Here is a 13,565-nt window from a genome sequence, read left to right on the forward strand (position 1 = left end):
AAAGGCCGATTGCCCCTCTTTGCCTCATGCGCCGAGGCAACATGGTCGGCGCCGTCTGGCGGGCCGGACAGGCCGGACCGGCTGATCGCCGCAACCCCCCGCCTTGCCGCCGGGCTGCCATCCCGATGACATCCAACCGCAACAACTTCTATCGGACCGTTTGACGGATGCTGATCCTGACCTGCCCCTATTGCGGCGTTCACGCCGAGGAGACCGAGCTTGCCCCCGGTGGCGAGGCGCATATCGCCCGCCATGGTCCCGGCTCCTCGGAGGCCGATTTCGAGGATTATCTGTTTGCCAGGCAGAACACGCGCGGCGTCGTGTTCGAACGCTGGCGTCACGCTTATGGCTGCGGCAAGTGGTTCCTGGCCGCCCGCGACAGCGTAACCTTGCAGGTCTTCGGCACCTATCCGGCACAGTCCAAGGCCCCGCCCGCCGATCTGCTTGCCCGCATCCAGGCCGCGCGGCCCGGCTGGCAGGCCCCGGCCTCGGTCGAGGCCGCCCCTGCGGGGCGCGCGGGGGACGACTATGCCGCAAACCCCACCCCCGCGCGGGACAGCCTGGCATGATCGCGCGGCCCGCCGCCCCGGCCCGGCCCGAGGCATCGCCCGCCATGCGCGCCCGGCACGCCGCGGTTCGGCTGCCCCGGACCGTTCCTCTTGCCGGCCGCCCCAGAAGGAGCAGCAGCCGATGACGACCCGCAACCCGCCCTTTCGCCTGCCCGCCGGCGGACGCCTGATCGACCGCGCCGCGCGGCGGGATTTCCGCTTTGACGGGCGGCCGCTTTCGGGGCTGGCGGGTGACACGCTCGCCTCGGCGCTGCTGGCAAGCGGCCAGCTGATGATGGGCCGCAGCTTCAAGTATCATCGCCCGCGCGGCCCCATCGCCTCGGGCGCGGAGGAGCCGAACGCGCTGCTGGGCCTCGGCCAGGCCGGCCGGTTCGAGCCGAACCAGCGCGCGACCACCACCCCGCTGGTGCAGGGGATGGTCACGACCAGCCAGAACGCCTGGCCCAGCCTCGAGCGCGACATCGGCGCGATCAACGACGCGCTGTGGCGCTTTTTTCCGGCCGGTTTCTACTACAAGACCTTCATCCATCCGCGCGCCGCGTGGAAGCACCTGTTCGAGCCGGTGATCCGCCGGGCCGCGGGCCTGGGACGCGCGCCCGACCAGCGCGACCCGGACCGTTACGAACAGGCCTATGACTTTGTCGATGTCGCGGTCGTCGGCGGCGGCATCGCGGGGCTGACGGCGGCGGCCGAGATCGGCGCCGCGGGCCGGCGGGTGCTGGTGCTGGAACAGAACGGCCATTGGGGCGGGCGCACCCCCGTCGATCACCCGGACGGGCAGGCGCGGGTGGACGAGCTGCTGTCGCGCCTGCGCGACATGGCCAATGTCACGCTGCGCCGCAACACGATGGCGAGCGGCCTTTACGATCACGGCTATCTGCTGGCCCGCGAGGCGATCGCCGATCACGATCCCAATGCGGGCCTGCCGCGCCAGCGCCTGTGGCGCATCCGCGCCGGGCGCATCGTGACGGCGACCGGGGCGCTGGAACGCCCGCTCAGCTTTGCCGGCAATGACGTGCCGGGCGTGATGCTTGCCTCGGCGGTGCGCGATTACATCGTCGATTACGCCGTCGCGCCCGGCCGCCGCATCGCGGTCGTGACCAATAACGATGACGCCTATCGCACCGCGCTGGCGGCGCTTGACGCGGGGCTTGAGGTGCCGGTCGTCCTGGACGCCCGGCCCGAGGCCGAAGGCCCGCTGCCGCGTCAGGCCCGCGCGCGGGGCATCCGGGTCGAGGTGAATGCCGGCATTGCCAAGGTGCTGGGCCGCAAGGGCGTGAGCGGGCTGGCGCTCTGCGCGCAGGACGGCAGCGGCGATTCGCGCGAAAGCGTGGATTGCGACGTGATCGCCATGTCGGGCGGCTGGTCCCCGGTTGTCCATCTGTGGAGCCATTGCGGCGGCAAGCTGACCTGGCGCGAGGATCAGGCGGCCTTTGTCCCCGATCCGGCGCAGCCCCCGACCGGCGCGGACGGGCAGGGGAACGTGCTGCCCGTGGGTGCGGCCGCGGGCGATCTGCAGGTGGCCGAGCTGACGGGCGATGCGCCCGAGGCGCCGATCATGCCGGTCTGGGTCATGCCGGCAAGGGCCACGCGCAAGGCGCGCTACAAGATGTGGCTCGACTTTCAGAATGACGTGAAGGTCAGCGATGTCGAGCTGGCCGCGCGCGAGGGCTATCACTCGGTCGAGCATGCCAAGCGCTATACGACGCTGGGCATGGCCACCGACCAGGGCAAGATCAGCAACATCAACGGGCTGGCGATCCTGTCGGATACGCTGGGCCAGCCGATTGCCGCGACGGGAACGACGACCTTCCGCCCGCCCTATACGCCGCTGACCCTGGGCACGATCGCCGCCGAGGCGCGGGATGGCGTGTTCCAGCCCCTGCGCAAGACCCCGATCCATCCCTGGCACGTCGCCCGCGGCGCGTTCTTCGAACCCGTGGGGCTGTGGCAGCGGCCCTATTGCTATCCGCGCGGGGCCGAAAGCCACCGCGACGCGGTCAACCGCGAGATTGTGGCGGTGCGCGGCGGGGTGGGGACGCTGGATGCATCGACCCTGGGCAAGATCGTGGTCAAGGGGCCGGATGCAGGGCGTTTCCTGGACATGATGTATACCGGGATGATGTCCACCCTGCCGGTGGGCAAGTGCCGCTATGGGCTGATGTGTTCCGAGAACGGCTTTCTCGTCGATGACGGCGTGGCCGTGCGGCTGTCCGAGGACAGCTGGCTCTGTCACACCACCACCGGCGGCGCCGACCGCATCCATGCGCAGATGGAGGATTGGCTTCAGTGCGAATGGTGGGACTGGCAGGTCTTCACCGCCAATGTCACCGAACAGTATGCCCAGATCGCGGTGGTCGGCCCCAGGGCGCGGGCGGTGCTGGACAAGCTGGGCGGCATGGACGTGTCCGACGCCGCGCTGCCCTTCATGACCTTTGCCGAGGGCACGCTGGCCGGCATTCCGGCCCGCATCTACCGCATCAGCTTCTCGGGCGAGCTGTCGTTCGAGGTCTGCGTGCCGGCGAACCGCGGGCTGGAGATGTGGGAACGGATCCACGAGGCGGGCGCCGAGTTCGGCATCACCCCCTACGGGACCGAGGCGATGCACGTGATGCGCGCCGAAAAGGGCTTCATCATGATCGGTGACGAAACCGATGGCACGGTGATCCCGCAGGATCTGGGCATGAACTGGGCGATCAGCAAGAAAAAGCCCGACTATATCGGCAAGCGCGCGCAGGAGCGCAGCTTCATGACCAGCCCCGACCGCTGGCGGCTGGTCGGCCTTGAAAGCCTTGACGGGCGGGTGCTGCCGGACGGCGCCTATGCGGTGGCAAAGGGCGTGAACGCCAACAGCCAGCGCAACACGCAGGGGCGCGTCACCTCGACCTACTGGTCGCCGACGCTGAAGGCCCCGATTGCCATGGGCCTTGTGCAGCACGGCCCCGAGCGGATGGGCGAGGTGCTGGAGTTCCCGGTGCCGGGCGATACCTACAAGGCGCGGATCGTCGATCCGGTGTTCTACGACAAGGAAGGGGCCAAGGCGAATGTCTGAGACCATCGACATGACCCCGCTGGCCGAGATCACCCCCGTGAACGGCATGGGCATGGTGCTGATCCGCGCCCGGCTGGACCGCTCGGGCGCGGCGGTTGCCGCCGGGGCGGGGCTGGCGCTGCCGGCACCGGGCCGCTGGACGGCGGCGGGGGCGCACTGGCTGGGCTGGATGTCGCCGGACGAGCTGCTGCTGATGCTGCCCCATGCCGAGCTGGCCGGGGCGGTCGCGGCGCTGTCGCAGTCGCTCGAGGGGCATCACGCGCTGGTCATGGATGTCAGCGACATGCGCTGCGTTTACGACATCACCGGGCGCAAGCCGGGGCAGGTGATCGCCAAGCTTTGCCCGGTCGATCCGGGCGCGCTGCCGCCCGATGGCGTGCGGCGCACGCGCGCGGCGCAGATCGCCTGCGCCCTGTGGCGCAGCGGGACGGGTTATCGGATCATCGCGTTCCGGGCCGTTGCCGATTATCTGCGCGACATCCTGACGCTGGCAGCGGCGCCCGGAACCGACCTGGACCCCCGCTAGGCCCGGCCGGCGCCCAGCTCTGCGACCCGCATCCCGGCGAACAGCGACAGCGGCATGCGATGGGCCGCACCCCGACCGGCGGCCCATGCGCAAGGGCGCGATGACAAAGGCGGGGCAGGCCCGGATCACGCGGGGCGCGATCAGCGGCAGGATACCCTGGCTGTGCCCGCCCCTGCTTTCGTGCAGGCTTTTGCGAGCGATCCGGCGCCTTACGGCGCCGCCCGGTGCAAGGGGCAGCCTGCGGCATGGAAAAGCCCGCCCCGGACATGCCGGCGCGGGCCCTTGGCCTGCGGGATGCGGATCACATCCGCGCGGCGACGTTTTCCCAGTTCACCAGGTTGCTCAGGAAGTTTTCCAGATATTTCGGCCGGGCGTTGCGGAAGTCGATGTAATAGCTGTGTTCCCACACATCGCAGCCCAGCAGTGCGGTCTGGCCCTTGCACAGCGGGTTCACGCCGTTTTCCGTCTTGGTGATCTCCAGCCCGCCGCCGGCGGTCTTGACCAGCCAGGCCCAGCCCGAACCGAACTGGCCGACGCCGGCCTCGGTGAACTTCTTCTTGAAATCCTCGACCGAACCGAAGCTGTCCTTGATGGCGGCTTCCAGCTCGGACGGCATGGCGGGCGATTTGGGCGCCATCATTTCCCAGAACTGGGTGTGGTTCCAATGCTGGCTGGCATTGTTGAAGATGCCGTTCTGCGCCACGGCGCCTTCCTGATAGGTGCCGCGGACGATGTCTTCCAGCGACTTGCCTTCCCACTCGGTCCCGGCGATCAGCTCGTTCAGCTTGTCCACATAGGCCTTGTGGTGCTTGTCGTGGTGATATTCCAGCGTCTCGCGCGACATGCCCCCCGCGGCAAGCGCATCATGGGCATAAGGCAGATCGGGCAGGGTAAAGGCCATCTCGCGTTCCTTTCGAACAAGGCAGGGGATGTCGCGCCTGCAATGACTTGCAGACGTTTCCTGATCGGTAACGCGGCCTGTCCGGGCGCGGTTCCGCACAGCCGTTGGCAATCCCGGCGGGGCGCGTATAGAAAGACGCCAGAGACCGCAGGGAATGGGCATGGCCAACCGCAACGACAGCTTCATCGACGAGGTGACGGACGATCTGCGCCGCGAGCGGGTGTTCCGGGTCCTCAGGCGCTATGGCTGGATCGCGCTGGCGGCCATCGTGCTGGCGGTCGGCTATGCCGGCTGGCGGGAATGGGACGCAAGCCGGCGCGAGACGGCCGCCCGGCGTTTCGGCGATGCGATCCTGGCGGCCGAAGCCACGCAGGGCGATGCCGCCGCGCGCGCTGCCGCGCTGTCGGCCGTGCAGGCCCCCCAGCAGGCGCAGGCCGCGCTGCGCAACCTGCTGGCCGGCAATGCGATGGCAGAGGCGGGCGACATGGCAGGCGCGGCGCAGCGCTATGACGCCGCCGCCGCGGCGGCGGCTGGCGATCCCGTGATGCGCGATCTGGCCCTTCTGCGCTCGGTCATGGCGCAGGGCCGGAGCATGGATGCAGCGGCGCGCGACGGCGCCCTGGCCGGGCTGTCCACACCCGGCGCGCCCTTCGAGATGGTCGCGCTTGAACTGAAGGCGCTGGCGTTGGTGGATGCGGGCCGGGACGAGGATGCGGTGACGCTGATCCGCCAGATCCAGCAGAAGGACGGGCTGAGCCAGGCCCAGCGCCGCCGCCTGTCCGAACTGCTCATCACCCTGGGCGTCGAGCCGGAGCCCGAGCCCTCTGCCCAGCTCGCCCCCGACCCGACCCGTTCGCCCGAGGTCGTCAGCCCCGCCCCGCGGCGCTGAGCCGACCCCCTGCCGTTCCCATGCCGGAGCCTGCGATGTCCCGACTGACCGCGATGCTGCCCCTGATCGCCCTGACCGCCGGGGTCACGGCGCTGGGCGCCTGCACCGAACGCGCGAAGATCCTTCCCGGCGCAAGGCTGGACCCGCGGGCGGTCGTCTCGGCCGAGGGACCGGCGGTCGAGGAGGGACCGGCGGTCCGTTCGACGGCGCTGAACCTGCCCGCCCCGCGCTCGGTGGAATGGACCACCCGCGCGGCCAATGCGGCCCATCTGATCCCGCATGCGGCGCTGGGCGCGGGGACGCAGCGCATCTGGTCGGCGCCCATCGGCGCGCCCGACGAACGGCGCCACCGCATCACCGCCGATCCGGTCGTGGCGGGGGGGCGCATTTTCACGCTGGACAGCCATGAACGGGTGGTCGCCACCGCGTTGTCGGGGGGCACTGCCTGGTCGCGCGACCTGACCCCCGCGACCGAGGCAGGGGACAGCGCCTCGGGCGGGGGCATCGCCTATGAGGGCGGGCGGATCTTTGTCACGACGGGCTATGGCGAGCTGGTCGCGCTGGACGGCGCCAGCGGCGCGGTGCTGTGGCGCCAGCGGGTGGATGCGCTGGTCGGCGGCGCGCCGACCGTGCAGAACGGCACCGTCTATGTGGCGGCGCGTGATGCGACCGGATGGGCGGTCCGGGCGGCGGATGGCAAGGTCCTGTGGACCGTATCGGGCATCGCCGCGCAATCGGGCGTCACGGGCGTTTCGGCCCCGGCGGCGGACGGCGATCTGGTCGTGTTCCCCTTCGCCTCGGGCCAGCTGCTGGCCGTCGATGCGGCAACCGGGCTGGAGCGGTGGAGCGCGCAGGTCGCCGGCACCCGCCGCGGCCGGGCGATCGCCTTCATCCGCGACATGACGGGCGATCCGGTCATCGCGGGCAATGTGGTTCTTGCCGGATCGTCCTCGGGGCGCATCTATGCCTTTGACCGCGCGACAGGGGCCGAGCTGTGGAGCGACAGGGACGGGGCGAACAGCCCCGTTCTGCTGGCCGGGGGATCGGCCTTTGCGGTCAATGACCAGGCCCAGCTGGTGCGGCTGGATGCGGCGACCGGCGGGCGCATCTTTGCGATCAAGCTGCCGCTTTACACCACCGACCGCGTCAAGAAGCAGGACGACATCACCGTTCATTACGGCCCGGTCCTTGCGGGGGGGCGGCTGTTCATCGCCTCGACCGATGGCCTGCTGCGGGCCTTCGACCCCCGATCGGGCGCGCTGGTGGCGCAGGCGGCGATCCCCGGCGGGGCCGCCAGCGCGCCCGTGGTGTCGGGCGGAACGCTGTATGTCGTCGGCCGCGACGGCCGGCTGAACGCCTTCCGATGAGCTTTACACTCGCCATCGTCGGGCGTCCGAATGTCGGCAAGTCCACCCTGTTCAACCGTCTGGTCGGCAAGCGGCTGGCGCTGGTCGATGACCAGCCCGGCGTGACTCGCGATCTGCGCGAGGGCGACGCCCGGCTGGGCGATCTGCGCTTTGTCGTGATCGATTCGGCGGGCCTCGAGATGGTCGAGGATGACAGCCTGCAGGGCCGGATGCGCCGCCTGACCGAACGCGCGGTGGACGAGGCCGACATCTGCCTGTTCGTCATCGACGCCCGCGCCGGGGTGACGGCCGCAGACGAATATTTCGCCGACATCCTGCGCAGGCGCGCGCGCCATGTCGTCCTGGCCGCGAACAAGGCCGAAGGGCACGCCGGCGAGGCGGGCGCATCCGAAGGCTGGTCGCTGGGCCTGGGCGAGCCGCTGCGCATTTCCGCCGAGCATGGCGAGGGGATGGAGGACATCTACCGCGCCCTCAAACCCCTGGCCGAGATCGTCGAGGCCGAGCGCCCCGCGCCCGTCACGCCGGAAACCGACATTGCCCTGACGGATGAGCAGGCCGAGTCGGGCGAGGGCGCCGAGGACTGGCGCCCGTCCGCCGCCCGGCCGTTGCAGGTCGCCGTCATCGGCCGCCCGAACGCCGGCAAGTCCACGCTGATCAACAAGATCATCGGCGAGGACCGCCTGCTGACCGGACCCGAGGCCGGGATCACCCGCGATTCGATTTCCGTGCGCAGCGATTTCATGGGCACCCCGGTGCGCATCTTCGATACCGCCGGGATGCGGAAAAAGGCGCGCATCAGCGACAAGGTGGAAAAGCTTTCCGTCGCCGACGGCCTGCGCGCGGTGCGTTTCGCCGAGGTGGTGGTGGTCCTGCTGGACGTGGCGATCCCGTTCGAACAGCAGGATCTGCGCATCGCCGATTTCGCCGAAACCGAAGGTCGCGCCGTGGTCGTCGCCGCGAACAAGTGGGATCTTGAGGAAGACAAGCCCCACAAGCTGAACGAGTTGCGCGAGGCGTTCGAGCGGCTGCTGCCGCAGCTCAAGGGCGCGCCGCTGGTCACTGTTTCGGCGCGGACCGGCAAGGGGCTGGACCGGCTGCATAACGCCATCCTCAAGGCCCATGAGGTCTGGAACCGCCGGATCGGCACCGCGCGGCTGAACCAGTGGCTGACCGCGATGACCGAGGCGCATCCGCCCCCCGCGCCCGGCGGGCGGCGGATCCGCCTGCGCTATATGACCCAGGTCAAGACGCGGCCGCCGGGATTCGTGGTCATGGCCACCCATACCGACCAGATCCCGGAAAGCTATCGCCGCTATCTCGTCAACGGGCTGCGCGTGGATTTCGACATGCCGGGCACGCCGATCCGGCTGACCTTCCGCGACCAGGGCGAGAAGAACCCCTACAAGGACCGTTCCAACAAGCGGCCCACCGGCGCGCTGGCCAAGCACAAGGCCCGCCAGCGCCCCAAGGGCGCGCAGGGCCCGGAGAGCGGCTAGGGCTGCCGGCGGCGCGGTGACGCGGCCTGCGAAAGGCAGGGCGGCAGGGCCGCGCGGCCCGACCGGGGCTCTGCCCCGGACCCCGGGATATTTCCGTGCAGAAGAATGCGCCTCAGCCCGCGGCCATTTCCTGCATCGCCCGCACCAGTTCGGTGGTTATGCGCGGCTCGGTCAGGGCGTGGCCCGATGCGGGGACGATCCGCAGATCGGCGCGCGCCCAGCCCTGCGCCAGATCCCAGGCGCTGATCGGCGGGCAGACCATGTCATAGCGGCCCTGCACGATGACCGCGGGCAGATGCTCGATCCGGTGGCGCTCGCGCAGAAGCTGGCCTTCCTTCAGAAAGCAGCTGTTGGTGAAATAGTGGTTTTCAAGCCGCGAGAACGCTCGGGCGTAATCGGGCGGCGCCGTTCCCGACGACATCGTGTCCATTCCGGCCAGCGCGTTTTCCCAAGCCATCCAGTCCTGCGCATGCCGCAGCTCGGCCGCGCGGTCGCCCGAAAACAGCCGCCGGTGATAGGCGGCGATCAGATCGCCCCGCTCGGCCAGGGGGATGGGGCCGATGAAGCGCGCCCAGAGGTCAGGCCAGAACCGTCCGGCGCCGCCGCCATAGAACCAGTCAAGCTCGGCCTGGCGGCCCAGGAACACGCCCCGCAGGACCAGGGCGCTGACCGCATGGGGATGGGCCTGGGCAAAGGCCAGCGCCAGCGTGGCACCCCAGCTGCCGCCGAACAGCACCGCCGGTTCCAGATCCAGCGCGGCCGCGATCGCGCGGATGTCGCCGACCAGATCGGCGGTGGTGTTGCGCTCGACGCTGGCCTGCGGGGTGGACCAGCCGCAGCCGCGCTGGTCGAACAGCACGATGCGCCAGTGGCCGGGATCGAAGAAGCGCCGCATCATCGGGCTGCACCCGCCCCCCGGCCCGCCATGCAGGACGATGACGGGCCGGCCATGCGGGTTGCCGCATTGTTCGACATAAAGGTTGTGGCCGTCACCCCGGTCCAGCCGCCGCCTGTCGAATGGCTCGATCGGCGGATAAAGCCGGCCAAGGGACGATGACGCGGTGTTTTGCGCTGCCGTGCGGTCCATGTCGGCACTATAGAGGCAAGCGCGTCCCCTAGCCAACCACCCGAGGATTCCCGCCATGACCCAGCCGCCGCGCAGCAGCATCGACGATGCCGAGGTTGCAAAGTTCCAGGCGATGGCCGCCGAGTGGTGGGACCCCGCGGGCAAGTTCAGGCCGCTGCACATGCTCAACCCGGTGCGGCTGGACTATATCGCCGCCCAGATCGCGGCCGAGTTCGGGCGCGACCGCAGGAGCCTGCGGCCCTTCGAGGGGCTGCGGCTGCTGGACATCGGCTGCGGCGGCGGGCTGGTGGCCGAGCCGATGGCGCGCCTTGGCGCCGGCGTGACGGGCGCCGACGCGGCCGAGGGCAACATCGCCGTCGCCCGCATCCATGCCGCGCAATCGGGGCTGGACATCGACTATCGCGCCACCACCGCCGAGGCGCTGCTGGCGGGCGGCGAGCGGTTCGATGTCGTCCTGGCGCTGGAGATCGTCGAACATGTCGCCGATCCGGCGGATTTCATCGCCACCTGCGCGCGCCTGTTGCGGCCGGGCGGGCTGCTGGTCGCCTCGACCCTGAACCGCACGCCGCAGAGCTTTGCCGCCGCCATCCTGGGGGCGGAATGGGTGATGCGCTGGCTGCCGCGCGGCACCCATGACTGGCGGCGCTTTATCCGCCCGGACGAGCTGGCCGCGATGTTGCAGGCTGCGGGCCTTGGCGTCGTGGACAGCGCGGGCATGGTGTTCAACCCCCTCGCCTGGGGGTGGTCGCTGTCGGCGCGCGATCTGTCGGTCAACTATCTGATGACGGCTGTGCGCGGGCCGGGCATGGGCGCGGCCGGCTAGCTGGCATCCTCGAGATGTTCGCGCAGGCGCCGCAGGACGGGCAGGACGCGGCGCACCTCGCTTGTGCCCAGATCGCGCACGATCGCGGTGAGGCGCGGCAGGAAGGCCGCCAGCGCCGCATCGCGCGCCGCGCGACCGGCGGGGCTGATCGCCACCCATTTGCGCCGCGCATCGTCCCAGTCAGGGCGGATATGGACCTGCCCGGCCCATTCCAGCCGCGACAGGGTGTTGGTCATCGCGCTGCGCCGGACGTGGAACGCCTCGGCAAGCTGGGCGGGGGTGCGCTCCTCGTTCAGATGGGCCAGCAGGTTCAGCACCGAGAAATGCGACAGCTGCATCCCGCCCGGCAGGCTGCGCGTGACCAGCCGGCTGGTCAGCTGCTCGCCGACGATCAGCTCGGCAAAGAGGCTGGCCGCCAGGGCGCGGGTCGTCTCGTCGGTCATGGTCCCCAGATCACCGGATCGTGCCGCCAGGCGGGGATGCGCCGGCGCGCGTCATCGACGGCGGCAAGGTCAAGATCGACCAGCGTGACCCCCGGCCCTGTCCCGCCATCCGCCAGCACCTCGCCCCAGGGGGCGACGGCCAGCGAATGGCCATGGCTGCGGCGGGGCGGGCAGCCGGGCGAATGGGGGGCGGGATGGGTGCCGCACTGGGCGGCGGCAAGGACAAAGCTCCCCGTCTCGATCGCGCGGGCGCGCAGCAGCACCTGCCAATGCGCCGCCCCTGTGGTGTCGTTGAAGGCGGCGGGCACGGTCAGGATGCGCGCGCCTGCCTTGGCGAGCCTGCGGTAGAGATGGGGAAAGCGCAGGTCATAGCAGATCGTCATGCCGATCGGCACGGGGCCGGGGGCAAGGACGGCGCGGTTGCCGGGGCGGAAGGCGGCGCTTTCCCGATAGGATTCGCTGGCCGAGATGGTGACATCGAGCATGTGGATCTTGTCATAGCGCGCGGCGATGCGCCCGTCGGGCGCGACCAGCAGGCTGCGGTTCACGAATCGCGCCTCGGCCGGCTCGTCCGCGCGCAGGGACAACGAGCCGATGGACAGCCATATGCCCAGCCGCGCCGCCTCGCCCCGCAGGGCGGCAAGCGTCTCGTCCTCGGCCTCGGGGCGCAGCAGCGCGGCCTGACGCGCGCGATCAGGGGTCAGCAGGTTCGTCGCCTCGGGGGTCAGCACCAGCCGCGCGCCCGCTGCCGCGGCCTCGCGCACCAGGCTGCGCGTCACGGCCAGGTTCGCCGCGGGGTCGTCCCCCACGCTCAGCTGCACCAGCGCGGCGCGCAGCGTCCCGTTCACAGGCCCAGCATCGCGTCGAGCCTGCCCTGCTGGTCCAGCGCATGGATGTCGTCGGACCCGCCGATCCCCACGCCGTCGATGAAGATCTGCGGAACCGTGCGGCGCCCGCTTGCGCGCTGGGTCATCTCGGCGCGCTTTTCGGGATGCTGGCCCACGTCGATCAGTTCGTAATCGACCCCCTTGCGGGACAGCAGGGCGCGGGCGCGCTGGCAATAGGGGCAGCTCTGGGTGGCATAGACTTCGACGCGGGCGGTCATAGAAGGCTCCTGTTTGATGCAGGGGAACAATGGGGTGCGCGGCGGCGCAGTTCCAGTGCCCCGCCCCGCGCCGGCCCCCGCAACCCGCCGCCACAGGCGCGATGAGGGCGCGGCTGTCACCCTGCTGACGCATATGCTTGCCAGCCTTGGCGGGCGATCCTATGTTCCGGCTTTCCTTTTTCGCCCGAGGCTTCTGCGTCATGACCCAACCCCAGACGCCGTTCTACCTGATCGACCGCGCCCGGTTGCAGGAAAACATGGACAAGATGGCGCGGCTGCGGCAGCGGTCCGGGGCAAAGACCCTGCTGGCGCTGAAATGCTTTGCCACCTGGGGCGTGTTCGACCAGATGGCGCAGTTCATGGACGGCACCACCTCGTCATCCCTGTATGAACTGCGGCTGGGGCGCGAAAAGTTCGGCGGCGAAACCCATGCCTATTCCGTCGCCTGGGCCGAGCATGAGATCGACGAGGCGGTGGGTTACGCCGACAAGATCATCTTCAACAGCCTCGGCCAGCTGGACCGATTTGCCGATCGCTGCGGCGGGATCGCACGGGGGCTGCGGCTGAACCCGCGCTTTTCGACCAGCGGATTCGACCTTGCCGATCCGGCGCGGCCTTTCTCGCGCCTGGGGGAATGGGACATGGCGCGGCTGGAGGCGGCTTTGGGCCGCATCAGCGGGGTGATGATCCATTACAATTGCGAGAACCGCGACTTTGACCTGTTCGCAGGCCAGCTCGACCGGATCGAGGCCGAATTCGGGGGCTTTCTGGAAAAGCTCGACTGGATATCGCTGGGCGGGGGCATCCATTTCACCGGCGAGGGCTATCCGCTGGATGCGCTGGCCGACCGCCTGCGGGCCTTTGCCGACCGCTTCGGCGTGCAGGTCTATCTGGAGCCGGGCGAGGCCAGCATCACCGGCACCACGACGCTTGAGGTCACGGTGCTGGATACGCTGCACAACGGCAAGGACGTGGCCGTGGTCGACAGCAGCATCGAGGCGCACATGCTGGACCTGCTGATCTATCGTGAAAGCGCCCGGCTGCCGCAGGACGGGGAGCATGCCTGGCAGATCGCGGGCAAGTCCTGCCTGGCCGGCGACATCTTTGGCGAGGGGCGGTTTGCGGCGCCGCTGAGGGCAGGGGACCGGATCAGCATCGGGGACGCGGCCGGCTATACCATGGTCAAGAAGAACTGGTTCAACGGCGTCGCCATGCCGGCCATCTGCATCCGCGAAGCGGACGGGACCATCACGACCGTCCGCCGCTTCGGATACGAAGACTATCGCGATTCCCTGTCCTGAAGGAGC

13 protein-coding genes are annotated in these 13,565 nt (G+C 69.9%); 8 read left to right on the forward strand and 5 right to left on the reverse strand.

Annotated elements, in window-relative coordinates; all coding sequences use genetic code 11:
* The first annotated feature begins 167 nt into the window (after positions 1-167).
* The 3 genes from B0A89_RS06610 (at position 168) to B0A89_RS06620 (ending at position 4,147) form a co-directional block, all read left to right on the forward strand.
* Positions 168-569 (forward strand): sarcosine oxidase subunit delta, encoded by a 402-nt coding sequence (locus tag B0A89_RS06610; RefSeq protein ID WP_085377465.1) that lies wholly within the window; start codon positions 168-170, stop codon positions 567-569.
* A 121-nt stretch (positions 570-690) separates the two neighbouring features.
* Positions 691-3,621 carry a sarcosine oxidase subunit alpha family protein gene (locus tag B0A89_RS06615; protein WP_085377466.1) on the forward strand — a complete coding sequence of 977 codons (2,931 nt, stop codon included), beginning with the start codon at positions 691-693 and terminating at the stop codon, positions 3,619-3,621.
* The gene (locus B0A89_RS06620) at positions 3,614-4,147 is read left to right on the forward strand and encodes a sarcosine oxidase subunit gamma (protein WP_085377467.1); all 534 of its coding nucleotides are present in this window, start codon (positions 3,614-3,616) and stop codon (positions 4,145-4,147) included. The genes B0A89_RS06615 and B0A89_RS06620 overlap by 8 nt, the downstream gene beginning before the upstream one ends.
* Before the next feature lie 301 nt (positions 4,148-4,448).
* Here B0A89_RS06620 and B0A89_RS06625 read toward each other — a convergent pair whose 3' ends face one another.
* Positions 4,449-5,048, reverse strand: coding sequence for a superoxide dismutase (locus B0A89_RS06625; protein ID WP_085377468.1), 600 nt, complete (start codon positions 5,046-5,048; stop codon positions 4,449-4,451).
* Between the two features lie 160 nt (positions 5,049-5,208).
* Between B0A89_RS06625 and B0A89_RS06630 the strand changes: the two genes are divergently transcribed.
* From B0A89_RS06630 to der, 3 genes are read left to right on the forward strand one after another with little or no spacing between them, the layout of a single operon-like run.
* Positions 5,209-5,937, forward strand: a complete 729-nt coding sequence (locus tag B0A89_RS06630) for a tetratricopeptide repeat protein (protein WP_085378789.1) — start codon at positions 5,209-5,211, stop codon at positions 5,935-5,937.
* A gap of 35 nt (positions 5,938-5,972) precedes the next feature.
* Positions 5,973-7,304, forward strand: a complete 1,332-nt coding sequence (locus B0A89_RS06635; protein WP_085377469.1) for a PQQ-like beta-propeller repeat protein — start codon at positions 5,973-5,975, stop codon at positions 7,302-7,304.
* Positions 7,301-8,800 carry a ribosome biogenesis GTPase Der gene (der, locus tag B0A89_RS06640; protein ID WP_085377470.1) on the forward strand — a complete coding sequence of 500 codons (1,500 nt, stop codon included), beginning with the start codon at positions 7,301-7,303 and terminating at the stop codon, positions 8,798-8,800. Before B0A89_RS06635 ends, der begins: the two co-directional genes overlap by 4 nt.
* A 112-nt stretch (positions 8,801-8,912) precedes the next feature.
* Here the strand turns inward: der and pip are convergent, their stop codons facing one another.
* Positions 8,913-9,887 carry a prolyl aminopeptidase gene (pip, locus tag B0A89_RS06645; RefSeq protein WP_085377471.1) on the reverse strand — a complete coding sequence of 325 codons (975 nt, stop codon included), beginning with the start codon at positions 9,885-9,887 and terminating at the stop codon, positions 8,913-8,915.
* A 55-nt stretch (positions 9,888-9,942) separates the two neighbouring features.
* Here pip and ubiG point away from each other — a divergent pair, with 55 nt between their 5' ends.
* Positions 9,943-10,710: a bifunctional 2-polyprenyl-6-hydroxyphenol methylase/3-demethylubiquinol 3-O-methyltransferase UbiG gene (gene ubiG, locus B0A89_RS06650; RefSeq protein WP_085377472.1), complete on the forward strand. Its 768-nt coding sequence runs from the start codon at positions 9,943-9,945 to the stop codon at positions 10,708-10,710.
* Here ubiG and B0A89_RS06655 read toward each other — a convergent pair.
* Genes B0A89_RS06655 through grxC form a run of 3 tightly spaced genes read right to left on the reverse strand, consistent with a single transcriptional unit; the run spans position 10,707 to position 12,258 of the window.
* Positions 10,707-11,153 carry a MarR family winged helix-turn-helix transcriptional regulator gene (locus B0A89_RS06655; protein WP_085377473.1) on the reverse strand — a complete coding sequence of 149 codons (447 nt, stop codon included), beginning with the start codon at positions 11,151-11,153 and terminating at the stop codon, positions 10,707-10,709. The two genes, ubiG and B0A89_RS06655, sit on opposite strands and share 4 nt — an antisense overlap.
* Complete coding sequence (locus tag B0A89_RS06660) at positions 11,150-11,989, reverse strand: carbon-nitrogen hydrolase family protein (RefSeq protein ID WP_085378790.1); 840 nt, start codon at positions 11,987-11,989, stop codon at positions 11,150-11,152. Before B0A89_RS06660 ends, B0A89_RS06655 begins: the two co-directional genes overlap by 4 nt.
* 8 nt (positions 11,990-11,997) lie before the next feature.
* On the reverse strand, positions 11,998-12,258 hold the full coding sequence (gene grxC, locus B0A89_RS06665; protein ID WP_085377474.1) for a glutaredoxin 3: 261 nt from the start codon (positions 12,256-12,258) through the stop codon (positions 11,998-12,000).
* Between the two features lie 200 nt (positions 12,259-12,458).
* Between grxC and B0A89_RS06670 the strand changes: the two genes are divergently transcribed.
* On the forward strand, positions 12,459-13,559 hold the full coding sequence (locus tag B0A89_RS06670; protein ID WP_085378791.1) for a carboxynorspermidine decarboxylase: 1,101 nt from the start codon (positions 12,459-12,461) through the stop codon (positions 13,557-13,559).
* Positions 13,560-13,565 lie beyond the last annotated feature (6 nt).

The sequence above is a fragment of the Paracoccus contaminans genome (genome assembly GCF_002105555.1).
Taxonomy (GTDB): domain Bacteria; phylum Pseudomonadota; class Alphaproteobacteria; order Rhodobacterales; family Rhodobacteraceae; genus Paracoccus; species Paracoccus contaminans.